At 39.8% G+C, this 18,495-nt stretch carries 17 protein-coding genes and 1 pseudogene; 3 read left to right on the top strand and 15 right to left on the bottom strand.

Annotated features, from left to right (window positions below):
- Window positions 1–49 precede the first annotated feature (49 nt).
- Window positions 50–367 (top strand): annotated as a pseudogene (locus tag N4597_RS04070) (tyrosine-type recombinase/integrase); the annotation flags it as partial.
- 96 nt (window positions 368–463) lie between these two features.
- On the opposite strand, the gene sufB reads toward N4597_RS04070, so the two are convergent.
- Genes sufB through sufC form a run of 5 tightly spaced genes read right to left on the bottom strand, consistent with a single transcriptional unit; the run spans window position 464 to window position 5,604 of the window.
- Complete coding sequence (gene sufB, locus N4597_RS04065) at window positions 464–1,879, bottom strand: Fe-S cluster assembly protein SufB (RefSeq protein WP_162258666.1); 1,416 nt, start codon at window positions 1,877–1,879, stop codon at window positions 464–466.
- Complete coding sequence (sufU, locus tag N4597_RS04060) at window positions 1,879–2,325, bottom strand: Fe-S cluster assembly sulfur transfer protein SufU (protein ID WP_050612010.1); 447 nt, start codon at window positions 2,323–2,325, stop codon at window positions 1,879–1,881. Before sufU ends, sufB begins: the two co-directional genes overlap by 1 nt.
- Window positions 2,312–3,550: a cysteine desulfurase gene (locus N4597_RS04055; RefSeq protein ID WP_260904772.1), complete on the bottom strand. Its 1,239-nt coding sequence runs from the start codon at window positions 3,548–3,550 to the stop codon at window positions 2,312–2,314. The genes sufU and N4597_RS04055 overlap by 14 nt, the downstream gene beginning before the upstream one ends.
- Entirely contained in the window at window positions 3,531–4,811 is a 1,281-nt protein-coding gene (sufD, locus tag N4597_RS04050) for a Fe-S cluster assembly protein SufD (protein ID WP_204783371.1), read from the bottom strand. Before sufD ends, N4597_RS04055 begins: the two co-directional genes overlap by 20 nt.
- 13 nt (window positions 4,812–4,824) lie before the next feature.
- A complete protein-coding gene (gene sufC, locus N4597_RS04045) occupies window positions 4,825–5,604 on the bottom strand; it encodes a Fe-S cluster assembly ATPase SufC (RefSeq protein ID WP_050612007.1) in 780 nt (259 codons plus the stop codon).
- Between the two features lie 270 nt (window positions 5,605–5,874).
- Between sufC and N4597_RS04040 the strand changes: the two genes are divergently transcribed.
- A complete protein-coding gene (locus tag N4597_RS04040; protein WP_089144873.1) occupies window positions 5,875–6,600 on the top strand; it encodes a gamma-glutamyl-gamma-aminobutyrate hydrolase family protein in 726 nt (241 codons plus the stop codon).
- Window positions 6,601–6,658: 58 nt separating this feature from the next.
- Here N4597_RS04040 and N4597_RS04035 read toward each other — a convergent pair whose 3' ends face one another.
- The 5 genes from N4597_RS04035 to N4597_RS04015 all read right to left on the bottom strand — a co-directional run bounded on the left by N4597_RS04035 (window position 6,659) and on the right by N4597_RS04015 (window position 12,070).
- Window positions 6,659–8,731 (bottom strand): methyl-accepting chemotaxis protein, encoded by a 2,073-nt coding sequence (locus tag N4597_RS04035; RefSeq protein WP_167589479.1) that lies wholly within the window; start codon window positions 8,729–8,731, stop codon window positions 6,659–6,661.
- Between the two features lie 112 nt (window positions 8,732–8,843).
- Window positions 8,844–9,995 (bottom strand): hypothetical protein, encoded by a 1,152-nt coding sequence (locus tag N4597_RS04030; RefSeq protein WP_167589478.1) that lies wholly within the window; start codon window positions 9,993–9,995, stop codon window positions 8,844–8,846.
- Window positions 9,983–10,339, bottom strand: coding sequence for an arsenate reductase family protein (locus tag N4597_RS04025; protein WP_050612003.1), 357 nt, complete (start codon window positions 10,337–10,339; stop codon window positions 9,983–9,985). The genes N4597_RS04030 and N4597_RS04025 overlap by 13 nt, the downstream gene beginning before the upstream one ends.
- Before the next feature lie 79 nt (window positions 10,340–10,418).
- Window positions 10,419–11,402 (bottom strand): Gfo/Idh/MocA family protein, encoded by a 984-nt coding sequence (locus tag N4597_RS04020; RefSeq protein ID WP_094128574.1) that lies wholly within the window; start codon window positions 11,400–11,402, stop codon window positions 10,419–10,421.
- A gap of 5 nt (window positions 11,403–11,407) precedes the next feature.
- On the bottom strand, window positions 11,408–12,070 hold the full coding sequence (locus N4597_RS04015; protein ID WP_167589476.1) for a ribose-5-phosphate isomerase A: 663 nt from the start codon (window positions 12,068–12,070) through the stop codon (window positions 11,408–11,410).
- Window positions 12,071–12,277: 207 nt separating this feature from the next.
- On the opposite strand from N4597_RS04015, the gene N4597_RS04010 reads away from it, so the two are divergent.
- Window positions 12,278–13,120, top strand: coding sequence for a MurR/RpiR family transcriptional regulator (locus N4597_RS04010; RefSeq protein WP_167589475.1), 843 nt, complete (start codon window positions 12,278–12,280; stop codon window positions 13,118–13,120).
- A 147-nt stretch (window positions 13,121–13,267) separates the two neighbouring features.
- Here N4597_RS04010 and N4597_RS04005 read toward each other — a convergent pair whose 3' ends face one another.
- The 5 genes from N4597_RS04005 to N4597_RS03985 form a co-directional block, all read right to left on the bottom strand.
- Window positions 13,268–14,725, bottom strand: a complete 1,458-nt coding sequence (locus N4597_RS04005) for a Cys-Gln thioester bond-forming surface protein (protein ID WP_260904758.1) — start codon at window positions 14,723–14,725, stop codon at window positions 13,268–13,270.
- Window positions 14,726–14,835: 110 nt separating this feature from the next.
- Window positions 14,836–15,573, bottom strand: a complete 738-nt coding sequence (locus N4597_RS04000; protein WP_094128563.1) for a LytR/AlgR family response regulator transcription factor — start codon at window positions 15,571–15,573, stop codon at window positions 14,836–14,838.
- 1 nt (window position 15,574) lies between these two features.
- The gene (locus N4597_RS03995; RefSeq protein ID WP_260904755.1) at window positions 15,575–16,840 is read right to left on the bottom strand and encodes a sensor histidine kinase; all 1,266 of its coding nucleotides are present in this window, start codon (window positions 16,838–16,840) and stop codon (window positions 15,575–15,577) included.
- Window positions 16,841–16,963: 123 nt separating this feature from the next.
- Entirely contained in the window at window positions 16,964–18,172 is a 1,209-nt protein-coding gene (locus N4597_RS03990; protein WP_094128557.1) for an FtsW/RodA/SpoVE family cell cycle protein, read from the bottom strand.
- A 99-nt stretch (window positions 18,173–18,271) separates the two neighbouring features.
- On the bottom strand, window positions 18,272–18,493 hold the full coding sequence (locus N4597_RS03985; protein WP_050612001.1) for a DUF2969 domain-containing protein: 222 nt from the start codon (window positions 18,491–18,493) through the stop codon (window positions 18,272–18,274).
- Window positions 18,494–18,495: the final 2 nt, after the last annotated feature.

The following is an 18,495-nucleotide window of genomic DNA, read 5'->3' as shown; positions in this document are numbered from 1 at the left end:
AGTCCTGCTCTCATTTCAGAATACCCCACTTCTACCACAAAATGATTAGCTCTTATTCCACAATAATACCAATTCACCCGAACAGTTTGTTTTTACCACTAAGGATAATAATTTATATTACCCTCAAGCTGTAAATGACTGGCTAAATTGGATTTACAAAAAATCACCAATGGATTTACAAATTACCCCTCATGGATTTAGGCATACTCATTGTAGTTTGCTATTTGAAAGTGGTGCTTCTATCAAAGAAGTTCAAGAACGTTTAGGGCATAAAGATATAAAAACAACCATGAATATTTATGCTCACGTCACACCACAATCCATCAAAGAAACTGGGGATCGATTTGCTAAATTCATGGGCATGTAACTCAAACGTACCCAAAAGCGCATCCAAAATAATTTTAGGCAAAAAGAAAAAGCTGTAAATGTTGATTTAACAACATTTACAGCTTATATATAGAAATTACCCCACAGACCCTTCCATTTGATATTCGATTAAGCGATTAAGTTCTACGGCATATTCCATTGGCAATTCCTTAGTAAATGGTTCAACAAAGCCCATGATAATCATTTCAGTGGCCTTTTCTTCAGAAATTCCCCGGCTCATTAAGTAATACAGCTGTTCTTCTGAAATTTTTGAAACCTTGGCTTCGTGTTCCATTGAGACATTACCGTTGAGAATTTCATTGAAAGGAATGGTATCACTAGATGATTTATCATCCATGATGATGGTATCACACTCGACGTGGGCAAACGAGCCGTCGCTATCGCGCTCAAAGCGAACCTGGCCACGGTAGTCAACCCGGCCCCCATCCTTACATAAGGACTTGGAGACAATCGATGAAGATGTGTGCTTAGCGTTATGAATCATCCGAGCCCCGGTATCAGAATCGACTCCCTCACCCTCGGAGGTTGCCCCAGCAAAGGCGATTGATAGCATCGTCCCCCGGGCGTGTTCACCATTGAGGTAGACGCTTGGGTACTTCATCGTTACCTTAGAACCTAAGTTACCATCAACCCATTCCATCGTGGCATTTTCTAGTGCCTGGGCCCGTTTGGTTTCTAGACTGTAGACATTGTCGGACCAATTTTGAATGGTGGTATAACGGCAGTAGGCATCCTTTAAAACGTTAACCTCAACTACAGCCGCATGGAGACTATCCTTAGAATAGTTAGGAGCCGTACACCCTTCTACATAGTTGACGCTAGCACCTTCGTCAACAATAATTAAGGTCCGTTCAAATTGGCCTGAATTCCCCTCATTAATCCGGAAGTAACTTTGAATTGGAACATCAGTTTTAACGCCCTTAGGCACATAAATAAAGGTGCCCCCGGACCAAACCGCTGAATTTAAGGCTGCCATCTTATTATCTTCTGGCGGAATTAATTTACCGAAGTATTCCTTAACTAACTCGGGATACTTTTGGACAGCATCATCCGTTGACATGAAGATAATCCCCATTTTTTCAAAGTCTTCTTTGATATTGTGATAAACAACCTCTGATTCATATTGAGCCGAAGACCCAGCTAAATACTTACGCTCAGCTTCAGGAACCCCTAAGCGATCAAAGGTCTTCTTAATATCTTCGGGCACATCATCCCAATCTCTAGCCACCTTATCGGTATCACGTCTGAAATAATTAATGTGTTCAAAATCTAGTTTGGATAAGTCGGGTCCAAACTTCGGCATTTCTAACTTGCGATAAATTTTATAGGCATTGAGGCGAAATTCTAACATCCACTCTGGTTCATTTTTAGCGGCTGAAATTGCCCGCACAATTTCTTCGGTTAAACCTTCACCCGTAGTAAACACCGGGGTAATGTCATCTTTAAACCCATACTGGTATTCGCCACCTAATTTAGGCATTTCTTCTGTCATCATTTTCCCTCACTTTCTAGAACTTGGTAGACTGCTTTCCAAGCCAAGGTTGCACACTTTATCCGCGCTGGAAATTGTGCTACCCCCGCTAAAATACTGGCATCTCCTAGCACTTCATCTAATTGGTCTTCATCCGTTACCTCACCGGTAACCATTTTTGAAAATAACAGCACCTGTTTTTCAATTTCTTTAGGGGTTTTTCCAATTACCTCATCAGTCATTAATGAAGCAGAAGCTTGTGAGATGGTACAACCGGTCCCACTAAAAGCCACTTCACTAACCTTGCCATCTTTTAAGGCCAATTCGACGGTCAAAACATCTCCACAAGTCGGATTACGTAACTCTAAACTTTTGTCAGCCCGGGGTAAATGTCCGTGGTGATGCGGATGCTGTGAGTGTTCTAAAATAATTTGGCGGTAAAGGTTATTTAATTTAGATAGTCCCATTGCCAAAAAACTCCTTTGTTAAAAGCAAGGCCTCAACCAAACGGTCGGCATCTTGCTTAGTATTGTAAAAGTAAAAACTAGCTCGGGCTGTGGCAGCAACATCTAAATAGCGCATTAGCGGTTGGGCACAGTGGTGTCCTGCCCGAATGGCTATTCCTTCCATATCTAAGGCAGTCGCAACGTCATGCGGGTGAATCTGATCGAGGTTAAATGAAATTACCCCAGTATGCTTTTTAGGATCCTTAGGGCCATAGAGTTTTAGGCCAGGAATTGCTTGGAGCTTAGGTAAGACATAGGCTACTAGCTCCTGCTCATAAGCCGCTATCTTGTCCATTCCTACTTGTTCTAAATAATCAAGCGCTGCGCCTAGACCAATCACCCCTTCAATATTTTGGGTGCCCCCTTCAAATTTAAGGGGAGCCTTTTTATAACTTGATTGCGTTAATTCAACCCAATCAATCATTTCGCCCCCAAATTCTAAGGGCGCCATTTGTGCTAATAACTCACTTTTCCCCCACAAAATTCCGATGCCGGTTGGCGCCAACAACTTGTGCCCAGAAAAGGCATAAAAATCAGCCCCCATCTTTTGAACATCAGTCACCATATGGGGCGCACCTTGAGCGCCATCTACTACTAAGATTGCACCATTTTGGTGGGCTAGCTGGGCTAGTTGCGCTAGTGGGTTAGCTACCCCTAAAACATTAGAAGCTTGGTTAACGGCTACAATCGCTGTTTTAGCTGTAATTGTTACCTCAGCTTTAGCCAAATCCACTGTCCCGTCTGCCGTTAGCTCTAGGTACTTTAGCGTGGCGCCGACTCGTTTAGCCAATTCCTGCCAAGGTACAAGGTTACTATGGTGTTCAGCATAGGAAATAACAATCTCATCTCCAGTTTTAACGAAACGTTCACCGTAACTTCTGGCCACCCAGTTAAGGGCTTCGGTTGTTCCCTTCGTGTAGATAATTTCTTCACTAGTCGGAGCGTTAATAAACCGCGCCACCTTTTGACGCACCGCTTCAAATTGGGCTGTTGCCCGCTCGGCTAAAGTGTGCACCCCGCGGTGAACGTTAGCATTGTCGTTGCGGTAATAATTAACTATGGCATCAATGACTGCCTGGGGCTTTTGACTAGTGGCAGCGTTATCGAGGTAAACTAAATCTTCGTCATTGACCGTTTGCCCTAAAATTGGAAAATCAGCCCGATACTTACTCATCTCTTTGTCCATCTACGAGCTTCCTTTCAATCATGTTTTCTAATTCAATTTGAATTGCTCGTGACGGAATAGCTGCTAAAACTGGGCCTAAAAAGCCACGAATTACTAGTCGTTCTGCGATTGGTTTAGGCAAACCCCGACTCATTAGGTAGTAAAGTTGTTCTTCATCGACCCGACCCACACTTGCAGCGTGACCAGCCGTCACATTGTTATCGTCAATTAAGAGGATGGGGTTAGCATCTCCCCGAGCATGTCTTGATAGCATTAAAACTCGACTTTCTTGTTGGGCATCCGCTCCCGTAGCGCCCTTCATAACGTGCCCAATCCCATTAAAAATTAAATTGGAATTTTGCAAAATTACCCCGTGTTGGAGGATGTGACCAATCGAATTTTTACCGTAGTTGGTTACCCGGGTATCAATCCCTTGAACCTGCTTACCGGTTGAAATCGCAATCACCTTAGTTTCGGCATGTGACCCGGTTCCAACTAATTCTGAATCGTAATCACCGACGATGTTTCCATCGCTCATCATCCCTAATGACCAGTCAATCTTAGCATCACGCTTTAGATAACCACGCCGATTTAGGTAAGCCGTAGTCTTTTGACCTAAGCGATCAATACTTGAAAACTTCACATGGCTACCGTCCAAGGCAATTACTTCAACGATGATATTAGCGGTACTTTCACTTTGGCCTACAGTTAACATATTTTCTAGATAAGAAACTTCACTATTGGTATCGGCAATCAACAAAACATGGTGAACGTAATCAGCCCCGGTCGTGGCGTCTTGAACAAAATAAGTCACTAACGGCTCCGTTAAGACTACATTTTTGGGAACATAAATCAACAAACCGCTCGTCAACTTGGCAACGTGTTCTGCTGTTAGGCGATTTTCTGTCGATTTAATTGCCTTCTTCATGAAGTAGGCTTGAATTAAATCAGCGTGTTCTTTTAAAGCCGTTTGCCAGTCGCAAATAATAACACCTTGTTCCTTTAAAGCCGGACTCAAATTTAACAACTTAGTTGTTTGCCCCACTTGAACGGCCGTTGCCTTAGCTTGATCAATTTCTTCTGGCACCTCTAATTTACTTTCTTCATAGGCCAGTTGCTTGGTTAAGTTAATCGGCCAGTGACGATACTTGATTTTTTGAAAACTAGGCATCTTTAAAGTTTCACTTGCCTGTAGAGCTAATAACCGTTCTTCAGTGAACCAAGCAGGTTCTGCAACTTGCTTAGCATAAGTTGCTAGTTCGGGATAGTTAGTCAAATCCATCGCAATCCCTCCTTTAAGCATCTTCATCGGTTAACTTGATGTCAAGACCTAATTCATCACGCAAACCCGCATAACCTTCGTCTTCTAAGCGCTTAGCCAATTCAGGGCCACCTTGCGCAACGATTCTACCATCCATCATCACGTGAACTACGTCGGGAATGATATAGTTCAACAACCGTTGGTAGTGCGTGATAATCAAAGAACCAAACTCTGGTCCCCGCATCTTATTGACCCCTTTAGAAACAACTTTTAAGGCATCGATATCTAAACCGGAGTCAATTTCATCCAAAATTGCAAACTTAGGTTCAATCATCATTAACTGTAAAATCTCATTACGTTTCTTTTCACCACCGGAAAAGCCTTCGTTTAAATAACGGTCAGCCATTTCTTCAGACATGTCTAAGAAATCCATATTTTCGTCTAGTTTCTTTAGAAACTTTCTAATTGAAATGGGATTATCTTCGCTTCGTCTAGCGTTAATTGCTCCGCGAATAAATTCGGCATTAGTTACCCCTGGAATTTCGGCTGGGTACTGCATTGCCAAAAATAAACCGGCCCGGGCACGTTCGTCTACTGGGAGTTCTAATAAATTTTGGCCATCGAGTAAAACTTCCCCTTCTGTTACCTCATAAGCTGGATTACCCATGATTGCTTCCGACAAGGTCGATTTACCGGTTCCGTTTGGCCCCATAATTGCATGGATTTCACCTGTTTTTAGGGTCAAGTTAACCCCCTTGAGAATTTTCTTACCGTCAATTGTTACGTGTAAATTTTTTACTTCAAGTGTAGACATAAAATCTAGCCCCCCTAATTCTTCTAATATTTATAATTTTAGCTCAATCAAACTCAGCTTGCAATCGCAACCAATGGCTAAAAGGCGCGCTAAGGCGGGTTTGATAGGCTTTTATCACCCTATATAAATAAAGTTATAGTTATATGGTTAAATCAATCTGATTTTTAAACAATTTTTACTTGTAATTTTTTTAAACAAACTGATTAATGGTATTTTTTAGCTTCTTCTTCTATAATTAAGCTACAACTTTTCTTTTTGGAGTGATTTTTCATGAAACCATTAATTGGGATAATTGGTAACAGCTTTGATAACCCCATTGTCGAACACGCTAACCTGCCAATCAACTATACTCCCAAGGGCTATACTAACGCCGTCCACGCTGCTGGGGGACTGCCTATTATTATTCCTTTGGTCAACGAAGATAATATCACTGAGATTGTTGCTCGCTTTGATGGCTTAGTCTTTGCCGGCGGGCAAGATGTCTCCCCTATCTTTTACGGTCAAGAACCTCACCCTAAATTGGGTAGCCTTAATTATCAGCGAGACCTAGTAGAAATTGCCCTTATTAAAGCGGCCCTTGCCAAAGGACTACCTATCTTGGGAATTTGCCGGGGTTTACAGGTCATCAACGTTGCTTTAGGCGGTAGTTTATACCAAGATTTAAGCGAATATCCAAATTGGTCGGTAAAACACCAACAATTCGGAACTGCTTGGGTAATGCCAACCCATTCAATCAAAGTTGAGCCTGCTAACCCTCTCCATGATATCTTTGGCGATACCGGCTTAGTTAACTCCCTCCACCACCAGGCTATTAAAGACCTGGCCCCAGGCTTACAGGCTTTAGCAACCAGTGCCGACGGGTTAGTGGAGGCAGTTACTAACAAGCAGCAAAATCTTCTAGCCGTACAATGGCATCCTGAAGCCCAATTTGAAGACTTTCCGGAAGCTTTAGCTATCTTTGCCTGGCTCATTCAAGCTAGCCAAGCCAAGGATTAATTATTAAGGTTAACAAATAAGCCACCCCAGTAAGGGTGGCTTATTTATTTATGGTAACTTAGTTAACCGTCAACTTATCAGTTTCAGCCTTTAATTTAGCCGCAATGTCATGTAAGTCAGCAACGTGAGAGGTAAATTCCTCCATTGTTGCTAAAACCTCCTCTGCATTTGCGGAGACTTCTTGGGTCCCAGCTGCATTTTCTTCCGTTGAAGCGGAGATATTTTCTAGGCGACTGAGAACCTTACCTTGGACTACTTCAATTTCAGCCGAAGCATTGGCAACTTGGGCGACCTGTTCAGTCATTGTTTGGTTACTCTTATAAACTTCAGCCGTTGATTTAATAGCTGCTTGAATCAATTCTGACTGTTTTTGGCCACCTTCAATCGAGTTATTGGTCTTTGTGACCATTTCATGCGATTTATCCTTAATTTGATTAATGATTGCTTCAATTTCCTTAGTTGAAGCAGCACTTTGCTCAGCTAGCTTCCTAATTTCGGTTGCCACAACCGAGAAGCCTTTCCCAGCTTCACCAGCGCTGGCAGCTTCAATTGAAGCATTTAACGCTAAGAGGTTGGTCTGCCGTGAAATGTCATTGATAACCCCAATTATCTTAGTAATATCTTGAATACTTGTATTCATATCCTGAACACTTTGGGATAAATCCTTCATCTCAACTAACTCTTGATTCCAGTTGGTGTTAACTGAATCCATCGTCTCCATGTTGGCTTGGTTGAGACTAGCAGATTTATCTGCTTCATCATTCATCGTTTGCGCATTAGCATGTAGGCGCTCAATAATTTCGGATAGATTGTGTAACCTCGTGACACTTTCCTGAGTTTCTTGGGCCTGTGAACTTGTAACCTCAGCAATCCCTGTAATGGTTTGTGCAACTTCATCGATAGCTTTATCAGTTTGAGTTGACAATTCCAACAGTGAGTCTGATTTTTCAGCCACATTATTAGCCTGGCCCTTAACCTTCTTGACCAAGCCCCCAACGGCCGCAATCATTTTGTTGTAGCCATAAGAAATTTGGTTAAATTCACTGCCGTGTTCATCAGGGGTGTAAAGCTTAGCTGCTACTCTAGCCTTAAAATTCCTGCTGGTTGCTGGCTTAACCTCAATTGGATTCATCTTTCCTTTTTCTGCCGCCCTGAAGTAAGACAGGATGTGGCCAACAATTTCCTTGAAGATGCCATTGATAATAAATGCTAAAATCAAGACAAGTACCGCCACTACCAAGGCGATAATAGAGGCACTGATTAAAACAGAATGTAATTCCGCTTTAAGGTCATCTTTCATTACGTAAGCATAAGCCCAGTACTTACTACCGACGGCTCCCTTATTAAAGTAAATATCCATGACCTTAGAATTACCCTTAACATGAACATAACCTTTACGTTTACTTGAAGCAGCAATTGCTTGGTACATCTTATCGCTGCTTAAGTCGTTCCCCCGACTGTAGTGAGCATCGTCGATTGCCCCTTTAGAAGCTAGCGCGATTCCTTTGTCGGAAATTAAAGTTACCCGCCCTGTTTTACCAATTTTCAATTGGCCTAATGGCCGTTCAATATCGTTAAAGGAAACGTTGCTACTGATAACGAAGAACTTACCATTAGCTGCCTTATAGCCATAAGCGGCTGTGATTACAAAGACGCCTGACTTAGGATCTTTATAAGGTAACGTCCACACAACGCGATTTAAGTTTTGCTTTGCCTGGCGGTACCAATTTTGCTCAGTCACTTGATAGCCTTGCGGATAGTTAATAGTGCTAGCAAATTCACCGGCCTGATCAGCCACGGTTGCCCCCAATAACGAGCTGTTAGCACTAACTAGCTTTTGCATTTCCGTCTTCAACTTTGGTTTATCAAAGTTGCCGCTGGTAAATTCGCCATACTTAGCAGTAGCAATCAACATCTTTTCAGTTGATTTTTGGAGGTGAGTCCGTTCCTCTTGAATCATATCAACCGCACTAACCTTCGAGAGGTTATTCCGCTCGATTAAGACGTTTTTGGTAATTATGTTAGATGCAGCTAACATCGTAAATAACGGCACTAGGCCAACTACAATTAGAAAAAATAAAATCCACTTACCAATAGATTTTGTTTTCAGTACTTCCTTATTCATACTCATTCTAAGCCCTTTCATCTTTTTGTACATTATCTATATCGGCCAAAAGTAAAAATATTTTAGCCTCTTTAGACAAAAAAATAGTAGTGCTTATTTCAAACGGTTGAAAAAGTCACTACTTTCTTTTGACTATAAAATGCTGATTATCCGTTAAACTAGCCAAAAAAATAAAATTATAGGATAGTTCCCACAAATGGTGGTCAATCGCAGCACTCAACAAGACTAACCCTAGGCCTATCAAGAGGCTGTAAGTTCGTTCTGCTTTAAACCGCCAGGCTAGAAAAATTAGCATGATAACAAAGCAAGTAAACAATAAAATTCCTTGCATAGCTAGCAGGCGTACAAAGGAGGAATCAATGAAAAAATACGGTTGGTGGGGGTTAAACTTACCATTACCATTTTCCCTAAAGTAACGTCCAAATAAGGTCAGCGGTTTTTGCAAGGCTAGCTGTCCGTAAGTTAGGCGGTGAGACAAAAGTTCATCCACCCTCCTAAACCAGGTCCACTTAGGCGTAAACAAATAATTTATAGCTAGGTTAAAGCCCAAGTACACTAGCATAATGCCCCCTAAACTCCAACCATCAAGGTAGTTAATGAGTTTCTTTAGCTTAGGGTAGCTAACAGCTAGAACTAGCGTGACCGCCATTAATATTAAATCTAACCTGGTCCCCGTAAACCTAAACACTCCCCAGGTAGCCACTAGACTGACTAGATATTCTATCCAACTGAGCTTAAAGTTGCGGTAACAAAAATAAGCTACTAGCCAGTGAAACACGTGGGCGGCAAAATCTGAGGGGGTAACGGAACCAAATGACATTCGTAACGTTCCCCCAGGTCTAACCATGGTCATATCATTAAGTATTCCCCCAAAAGTCAGGAGTGCTAGGCTAAGCATTATCACAGCTACTTCGATTAAGTAACACCTTAATAACCAACGATAGTCTTCATCTTTAGCCGCCACTAAAATCACAAAGTAAAAAAAGATATCCAGTGAGTGGGCGTTAGAGCCTACATAGTACAAAAATAAGCTCATAGCTAAAAAGCCGGCTTTAAACCGCCAACTGTTGGCATCAATAAATAGAATTTTAATTGTGGCTAACCCAACCCCTAATTGAGAAATTCTAAATAAGATTAAGGGACTTAAGCCGGAAACATCTACCGGCAGTTGTGTTCCCCGTAAGTAGTTTCCTAATAACGCTAACCCTAAAGCGACTAGCAGTATCTTCCTACCCCAATTAACTTTAGGTGTCACTTTTAATTGAGCCATGTTGCTTGATAGACGTCTTCCTTAAAGCCACAAGTTACCTTAGTTCCTTCCACCATCAGCGGCCGCTTGATGAGTTTGCCATCACTAGCCAGCAGTTCAGCCGCTTCAGCAACCGACATCTGGGCCACCTTATCTTTTAACCCCAACTGCCGATAATGTTGGCCACTCGTGTTAAAGAAGTAACGCAAGTTTTGGTCCGAATTACTAATCCAGGTTAATAATTCCTCCTTAGTGGGAGGAAGTTCCACTAAATCCTGTTGTTCATAAACTACCCCATGCTCATCCAACCATTTTTTGGCCTTCTTACAAGTTGAACACCGAGAGTAACAGTAAAATTTCTTCATAGGTATCACCTCATTAGAAATTATACTGTGTTTAGCTTGAAATTAAAAGTAACACCGGTAAAGTCAATCCTTAGGCAAGTTAGTCAAAGGGATATTTTAATCCCCAGTTAGTCCGAATGCTATTTAAAATTTCGGCGACATCTCGCGAAAGCTCTAACTGACCTTCATCATGACCCTGTTCAATAAACTTTTGCATCGCAAAAACTTCATAATTCAAGGCTTCTTCGCTCTTGCCTGCTGTTAAAGTTTGATACTCTTCTTGGTGGGCATCCTTAGTGTAGGTGATTTCTGCTTTAGTGGCCCGAGGATAATTACTGATTTCAACATAACCCTTAGTACCAGAAATTACCCCCCGCTTAGGTTGCTTAGCCCGCATCGAAAGGGCCATGACCGCTAATTGTTCATCCGCATTCTTCAAAATAATTCCAGCTTGCTCATCTACCCCGGTTTCAAAAAACTTAACTGTCGTTAGTAAGCTATTTGGTTGTTGCTTTAAAAACATCCGGGCAAAGGCAGTGGCATAACCCCCAATGTCTAGCAATGCTCCCCCAGCCAATTCTTTATTAAAGAATCGATTGCTAGGATCATAATCCTTCAAGCTTCCAAAGTTAACTTGAACTAACTTAATTTCGCCTAACTTGCCTTGCGCAATTAAATCAGCAACCTGCCGATAAATTGGCATATGGTAAAGAGTAAAGCCTTCCATTAAAATTAAATTTTGCTTACGGGCTAACTCATAAACCTCATTGAACTGTTTCAAATTGACGGTCATCGCCTTTTCGGCTAGGACATGTTTACCCGCTAAAAGCGCCTTTTTAATATATTCATAATGATAGGTATGCGGGGTGGCAACGTAGACGATGTCAACTTGGTCATCGTTAATCAAATCATCCGCCTTTAAATAAGCTTTACTTACCTGCTTTTCTTTTACGAATTTTTCTAACTCAGCTTGGTTAGGACTTGAAGCAGCATAGATTTCACCATTAACTGCCTGTAATGCATTTGCCATTTCGTGCGCAATCCAACCAGTACCAATTAAACCCCAATTATACTTCTTTGCCATTGTCATCACCTCGTAAAAATTATTCCCTGTCCATTTTCTTCGCTAGCAATAATCCCAGTAACTAGTCCCTCAAAATAAGAACTAGCAACTACCCCTGGTTTAGCTAACAGTTGCTCATTATAATCTTTTATCTGTTGCCAATCGGTGGCAAAACAGTCAATTAACACATTACCTAAAGGGGTCCGAGCATAGCTTGCAACAGCTTGGCCTAAACGAATTTCAGCTCTTAAACCTAATTGTTGGGCTGCTGCTAGGATTTCAAAGCACCTTTCTAGTTTAACTTCCAAACTTAAAGCTAACTGCGCATCTAACGTTTCGTTAAGGCGTGTTTTTGGTGTCAAAATAAAATATTCATCACTCTTTTGCGCAGCCCTTTTTTCAAAGTAATGAATTCCCCCCTTACTTTTTAAACAGTTAAATTGATAATCAATACTGTCGCAACCATCAAAAGCAAGATCAAAATGCCGTCCTTGTTCACTAGCTAAGATTTCTAAACCTAATTTTTGGCCATAAGCTCTAGTTAACTCAGACGGGCTATAAAGCTTCAAGTTTTTACTTGGTTGTTTGGCCAATTCTTCAGTCAAAGCCAACACATTTCTTCCGCCCCCAAGACTAACACTCATTTGGGGCCTTAGCTTTTGGAGCGCTAAGTCAACGATTGTTTGCATCGAACACACTTCCTTTGTAAAATATTTTCTTAAAATAATAAAATATGAAATTTTTTTACAACATTATAATAACCATTTGCCCCTAAACTGTCAATTATTATTTTCTTGTTTTTTAAAAAACGGAAAAAAATTTTCATGGAACTTGTTATTCTTAGCAATTTTTGCTAGGATCGAGCCTAGATACTTTTAAATTAAGGAGTGATTTGCTTGAATTTTAATACTGATATCATCGATAAAATCAATAGCCACCTCCCATCAATGTCTGAAAGTGACCAAAAAATTGCCAACGTTATTTTAAACAATCCCCAGGCAATCGTTAATTACACCATCACTGAGCTAGCTAACAAAGCAGCAGTCAGCACTGCCTCTGTTTCCCGCTTCTGTAAAAATCTAGACCTGGTTGGCTTTCATCAACTAAAGATTCTCCTAGCGCAAACCGATTCTAAGCGTGACGACTACTTTAAGGAGGTCTCCCTCGATGATTTTTCTGCCAGCCTAAACAAGATTAGCGCTAATAAGGTCGCAGAAATCCGCCATACCCTGCTGCCACTTGACTCAAAAAAAATTTTACCCATCCTTGAATTAATTAAAAAAGCGCGTTTAATCCAGATTAGCGCAGAGGGGGCTACTTTTCCCGTAGCTGAAGATGCCGCCTACAAATTCAATCAGATTGGTTTTTTAGCTATCGCAACCGCCTCATACGAAACAGCCCTTGCTCAAACCATCAACTTGTCAGAAGCTGACTTGCTAATTGCAATTTCTAATTCGGGTGAATCCCGCGAATTATTAAGTCAAATTACGATTGCCCACCAAAAACATGTGCCAGTACTTGCGCTTACCAATCGACAAGACTCCCCGATTGCCTTAGACGCTGACTTCCATATTAAAACCGCCGTCCGTCAACGCGTCTTGGAATCTCAGTACTACTTTTCACGCCTAGCCGCCCTCAGTGTAATTGAAGTATTATTTTTACTCTTGATTGCCGACGACCCTAAGCGACTCGCTAAAATCGAATTTCACGAGCAATTAGTTGCTCAAAAGAAAATTTAATTTAAGCCAATAAAAAAGCAACTTTTGAACCGGACTTGATTCAAAAGTTGCTTTTTCCCTAAAAACATCCATACGAAAACAAAGTGAATTATTTTGTTTTTTTTCTGATTAATCTCAATTCTTGTTCTTGAAATTTACCTTCATAATTTACCTATACTTACGCTCAAAAAGAAACAATGCCCCCATTAGTAAGAGACAACCAGCCAAACTTAACCATAAGAAGTGTTCACTACTCTCACCAGTCTGAGGTAATTTTACTTGCTTTTGAGCTGATTTTCTATCTTGTCGTGGTTTGCTAATAACTTGGCTGTTAGTTGGCAAACTCTTTTGTGTAACTACCTGCTTAGCATCCGATTTAGCTAACTTTACAGAACTTGACTTATTCCCGCTACTTGACATATCTTCAGAATGGTTAACTAAATTCTCGGTGCTAGAATTAGTAGTGCTTACCGAGCTGGAACTGCTTGAAGATTCAGATTCACTGGAACTTGAGCTGCTTGAGCTAGTACTACTTGACGTTGTACTACCGGAGCTAACCGTTGGTGTGCTACTGCTACTTTCTGCTTTAGTTATCAAACTAGAACTACTTGAAGATTCACTGGAACTAGTGCTACTTGAGCTAGTACTACTCGATGCCATGCTACTGGAACTAACCGTTGGTGTGCTACTGCTACTTTCTGCTTTAGTTATCGAACTAGAACTACTTGAAGATTCACTAGAACTAGTGCTGCTTGAGTTAGTACTGCTTGACGCCATGCTATTGGAGCTAACCGTTGGTGTGCTACTGCTACTTTCTGCTTTAGTTATCGAACTAGAACTATTTGAAGATTCACTGGAACTTGAGCTACTTGAGCTAGTACTGCTTGACGCCATGCTACTGGAGCTAACCGTTGGTGTGCTACTGCTACTTTCTGCTTTAGTTATCGAGCTAGAACTATTTGAAGATTCACTGGAACTAGTGCTGCTTGAGCTAGTACTGCTTGACGCCATGCTACTAGAGCTAAACTGTGGGTGCTCAGGTAACTTGCCAAAACTCGTTCCTAACAAATCTTGATAACTACTGTCATCTCGTACATAGATATTCAAATTTAAATTGACTGGCACCAGATTAGTTCCCTGTATCAATTGATGATATACCCATCTTTCTTGTGGAGTTAACTCAGACTCATCAACATTAAAAGAATCACTGTAATGCCAAATTGCAAGCTGGGTTAATCTTCTAAAAGCACCATCAGATAAAGAGCCTTGCAGATTAGTAGCGTTTAAGGGGTAGCCATTATAAATTATTCTTTTAATAATACCTGGCAATAATTCCCGTGATACCAACGGTTTGTCTAACGCCATTAATCTCTCCGAAGTTGCATCAAATCGGTTATAAATAGCAGAATAAGGTAGCTTTTTTGATTCGTTGATACAATAAGCCACATCCACTTTACCTGTTTTTATATTTTCAACATAAATAGGCATTCCGAATGAATCCTGACTTTGACCGACATAAGCCAAATAGCGGTCATTGTCAGCAGCTAAAACTCGTTGTTCTTTAAAACTAATAGCAAAACCTAATAATAATAGTAGTCCAATAACAACCTTCCCCTTGATTTTCATTATGGAAAATCCTCCTTTTCTTGAAATTCAGTTGTTATTATAGCTAAAATTTTAAGCTTACTTAATATTTCGCACCAATCGGTTATTTTTTAGCACTAAACGGTCTCAAGCTAATCTTCTATAAATTTAGTCTGTAAAATTTCTCTTAGCTTTGCAAGCTTGGAACGCGAGACTAGACAATACGTATTATCATTAAAATAAAGTTGGCGTTTTTTTCGATCTAATTTAATAACATTATCTATATTAGCAACAAATGACCGGTGCACTCGCATAAACCTCTCACTCTTAGCTTCGACTAGCTTTAAATTTCCCTTAACAATTAGATGTTGAGATTTAGTATAAAGCGATAACTTTCTTTTAGTGAAGTCGTCAATCGTTTCAAAAAAGTAAATATCAGAAATGGGCAACCGTAAAAAATCATTCTCACTTTCCAAATCAATCATTTTTGTCTGCACACTCAAAGCTTGACGCTCTTTAATCAAGCGAAAATCACTTAGTAATCTTTGTCTAATTTCCATATCCGTTTGGAATTTATCAATAAAGTCTAAAGCAGCCACCCTGTACTCATATGTTTTTCGCATAAATTCTGAGTGAGTTGTAACAAAAATAATTGTCCCTAAATTATCAATACTTCTGAGCAATAGTGAGGTTTCAAAGCCACTATATAAATCTTTCCCAATCTCAATATCTAAGAGATAGACATTATCTTTAGCGGGTTGACTAACGTGAGCCAATAATTGCTCTGGCTTTTTAAAACTTTGAACTATAACTTCATCTGTAATACTTGCTAAAATTTGCTGTAAACGTAATGACTGTAATGAATCATCTTCTAAAATAAATACCCGCATACTATTCTTCCTTACTTAAAATTAACTCTTGAGTGAATTTATAATCATGGCTACTAGTATTCAAAACCACATTAGGATAGTGACTAATAAGTCTTTTAACTGTCGCTAGTCCTTGCCCCCTATCACCACTTTTACTCGTGTAACCTTCTTTAAAAATAGGAGCTAGCTCGACTCTTTCCAAGGCAATGCTATTTTCAATGATAACTCTTTCAGTATTAGCATCTTTTATGTAGGCCACTAATAGCTTAGGAGTATTACTTTCTAAGGCTGCTTCAATCGCATTATCTAGTAAAATCGATATTATCCTAACAGCATCCAATAATTTAGTACGTTGAACTTTGACATCATCAATTATTTCAATTTCTAACTTAATACCTTCATGGGTTGCATAGCTGAATTTATTGTATAGAATACTTTTGATTGCCGACGTTTTTATATGATTTAACTTACCAAAATCATAATAATCCATATTAATTTTTGCTTTACTAGGTGCTAGTACTTTGTCATAAGTTTGTCTAATCAATCCTAGATTGCCGCTTTTTATGGCCTGATCTAAACTAAGTAGAATATTCAAATAATCATGCCTAAATCTTCTAAACTTTTGATAGGCTTCTTCCATTTCATTTGCATAATTCTCAAGATTTTTCAATTCAAAATTTCTCAATTCAGCCAGTTCACGTTTGGTTTCTAGTAACGCCAGTGCCCTAACGTAACTCCAGAATAGAATCAATCCCACTACATAAGCGCTAATCCACCAGTTGTTATAATCATTATCAAAGGTAGAACCATACACTAAATATACGGCTAAAATGACGATTGCAACTATCTCCGCCCCCTTCTTTTTATTTGAGGGAGATAGTGCTAAAATTTCTAAACTATCTCTGAATAAATAAATAACACCTAATTGGATTAGTAAAACTACACTTTGGCAAACGAATGTCCCTAAATAATTATTGTAATTAATCCAACTAGCAAACTGACTCCCATAAAAATTCAAAATGACTTGTAAAATCCAAGTTGTAACAAAAGCATACATCACAAAAAGCGTATACCTTAACCATTGGTTCTTTCCTTGATCTTGATGATGGGTAATCAATACTCCCCCTAAAATCATAATTAAGTTGCTAATCTTAATTGGAATACAACCTAACATCAATAAGGTAAAACAAAGAATATGTGCTAAGTCAAACTTTATCTTACTCACATATGTCACAGTTATTATCGCAATTAATAAAGTCGAAATCATTCCCAAAACATAGTTTCCCATTTAAATCACCTTAACTAAAGATTTACATTTTTATATTTTAAACAAAAACTTTTCAATTTACAAACCATCAAAAAAGGGGTTATACCAACCATCTTGTAGTTAGTATAACCCTGTACTGTATTTCTATTTAAAATCACTCTCGTCTTGGTTACTAAACATGTAGCTCTTGTAGTGATAGCGCATTGACATAATAAAGCCAATCCCCATCATATTTCCTAATAGAGCTGACCCCCCTTGACTAACGAAGGGAAGAGGAATCCCAGTTAATGGCAATAGCCCAATACTCATCCCGATATTTTCAAACACGTGGAATAAAATCATCATGATAACCCCAGTTGAAATATAGGCATAAAATTCATTTTTGGTATCAAAAGTTACCTGAATCATTTGGAAAATCAGTAAGAGGTAAATGAAGATCAATAGACAACTACCAATGAAACCAAAGTTTTCACCAATTACTGAAAAAATCATATCTGATTCCCGCACCGGAACGTAAACTTTGGAAACATTGAAACCTTTTCCTAAAAGCTGCCCCGAACCAATTGCCTTCATGCTTTGCCACAACTGATAACTAGTTCCGTTAGTTGATGCAGAGGGATCTAGCCATGAATCAATCCGACTGAATTGGTAGGCCTTGAAGCCAATTTTCTCTAGGATTGCGCGGTTATAAACTACTAGGAAAATCGCAGTCGACCCTAAAACTGTAGCGATTGCGATTACCGGGGCAATAATCCGCCAAGTTAGCCCGGAAACAATTACCATCCCCCCAAAGATTGCGAAGAAAACAAGCATTGTCCCAAAGTCATTTTGCAATTTTAATAAGACTGCCACCGGAATTAACCAGGCAATCATCTTGCCCAACAGCAACCAGTCCGTTCTCATGGTGTGCTCATAATACTCTGAATTATGTTGGGTAATAACCCGCCCCATCATCAAAATAAAGGCTGGCTTCATAATTTCTGACGGCTGAAAGGTAAATGGTCCCAGTGCAAACCAACTCTTAGCCCCGGTTAGGGCTGCATAGGAACGACTATAAAAAATCAGCACCATAATCAAAAGAAAAATTCCGATTCCATAGGCTACCGGCGCTACTTTCCAAAGTTGTTCGGCATCAAATTGCATCAAAAAGATAACGATAATCGCTCCTAAGGTGTACCAAATTGCTTGTGATAACATTACCCTGGTGATGCTGGCAGTACTAGTATCATGCTTAACCGCAACGTAGATGGACACCATCCCAATTACCGCCAAGACCAAGACACAAAAGATAATTCCCCAGTCAATCCTGGCATCATCGTCAGCTTTCATGCTTAAAAATTGTTTTTTTAGCATGGAAAAATCCCCTTTAACTAAAATTTGAATACTACTTATTATAGATAATTTGCCGACTGAAGCAATAATCAGCCGGCAAATTTAGTGCTTTTTTAGCTTTTAACCCCGATGTAAGTGGAAGTCACGAATCAATAGGTCAAGTGCTTCATTTTCTGTCTTCACATTAAAGCGCTCGCCACTTGGTAACACGGCAATAAACTTATCTTGGTCAGCAATTACTTGCCCCAACTTACTTTTCTTAGCCGTTAATTCTGTGACTAATTGACCATTAACCATCTTTTCTTCTTCAGTAATTTGAATATTTTTATCTTTTTTTGACACGA

The organism is Ligilactobacillus agilis (genome assembly GCF_025311475.1).
In the GTDB taxonomy this organism is placed as follows: Bacteria; Bacillota; Bacilli; order Lactobacillales; family Lactobacillaceae; genus Ligilactobacillus; species Ligilactobacillus agilis.
The sequence above is the reverse complement of the archived record's forward strand: the minus strand, read 5'-3'. Positions and strand labels throughout refer to the sequence as shown.

Excerpts from the sequence above, each read along its gene's own strand:
- sufB (WP_162258666.1), bottom strand. The coding sequence starts at position 1,879 with ATGACAGAAGAAATGCCTAAATTAGGTGGCGAATACCAGTATGGGTTT.
- sufU (WP_050612010.1), bottom strand. The coding sequence starts at position 2,325 with ATGGGACTATCTAAATTAAATAACCTTTACCGCCAAATTATTTTAGAA.
- N4597_RS04055 (WP_260904772.1), bottom strand. The coding sequence starts at position 3,550 with ATGGACAAAGAGATGAGTAAGTATCGGGCTGATTTTCCAATTTTAGGG.
- sufD (WP_204783371.1), bottom strand. The coding sequence starts at position 4,811 with ATGGATTTGACTAACTATCCCGAACTAGCAACTTATGCTAAGCAAGTT.
- sufC (WP_050612007.1), bottom strand. The coding sequence starts at position 5,604 with ATGTCTACACTTGAAGTAAAAAATTTACACGTAACAATTGACGGTAAG.
- N4597_RS04040 (WP_089144873.1), top strand. The coding sequence starts at position 5,875 with ATGAAACCATTAATTGGGATAATTGGTAACAGCTTTGATAACCCCATT.
- N4597_RS04035 (WP_167589479.1), bottom strand. The coding sequence starts at position 8,731 with ATGAGTATGAATAAGGAAGTACTGAAAACAAAATCTATTGGTAAGTGG.
- N4597_RS04030 (WP_167589478.1), bottom strand. The coding sequence starts at position 9,995 with ATGGCTCAATTAAAAGTGACACCTAAAGTTAATTGGGGTAGGAAGATA.
- N4597_RS04025 (WP_050612003.1), bottom strand. The coding sequence starts at position 10,339 with ATGAAGAAATTTTACTGTTACTCTCGGTGTTCAACTTGTAAGAAGGCC.
- N4597_RS04020 (WP_094128574.1), bottom strand. The coding sequence starts at position 11,402 with ATGGCAAAGAAGTATAATTGGGGTTTAATTGGTACTGGTTGGATTGCG.
- N4597_RS04015 (WP_167589476.1), bottom strand. The coding sequence starts at position 12,070 with ATGCAAACAATCGTTGACTTAGCGCTCCAAAAGCTAAGGCCCCAAATG.
- N4597_RS04005 (WP_260904758.1), bottom strand. The coding sequence starts at position 14,725 with ATGAAAATCAAGGGGAAGGTTGTTATTGGACTACTATTATTATTAGGT.
- N4597_RS04000 (WP_094128563.1), bottom strand. The coding sequence starts at position 15,573 with ATGCGGGTATTTATTTTAGAAGATGATTCATTACAGTCATTACGTTTA.
- N4597_RS03995 (WP_260904755.1), bottom strand. The coding sequence starts at position 16,840 with ATGGGAAACTATGTTTTGGGAATGATTTCGACTTTATTAATTGCGATA.
- N4597_RS03990 (WP_094128557.1), bottom strand. The coding sequence starts at position 18,172 with ATGCTAAAAAAACAATTTTTAAGCATGAAAGCTGACGATGATGCCAGG.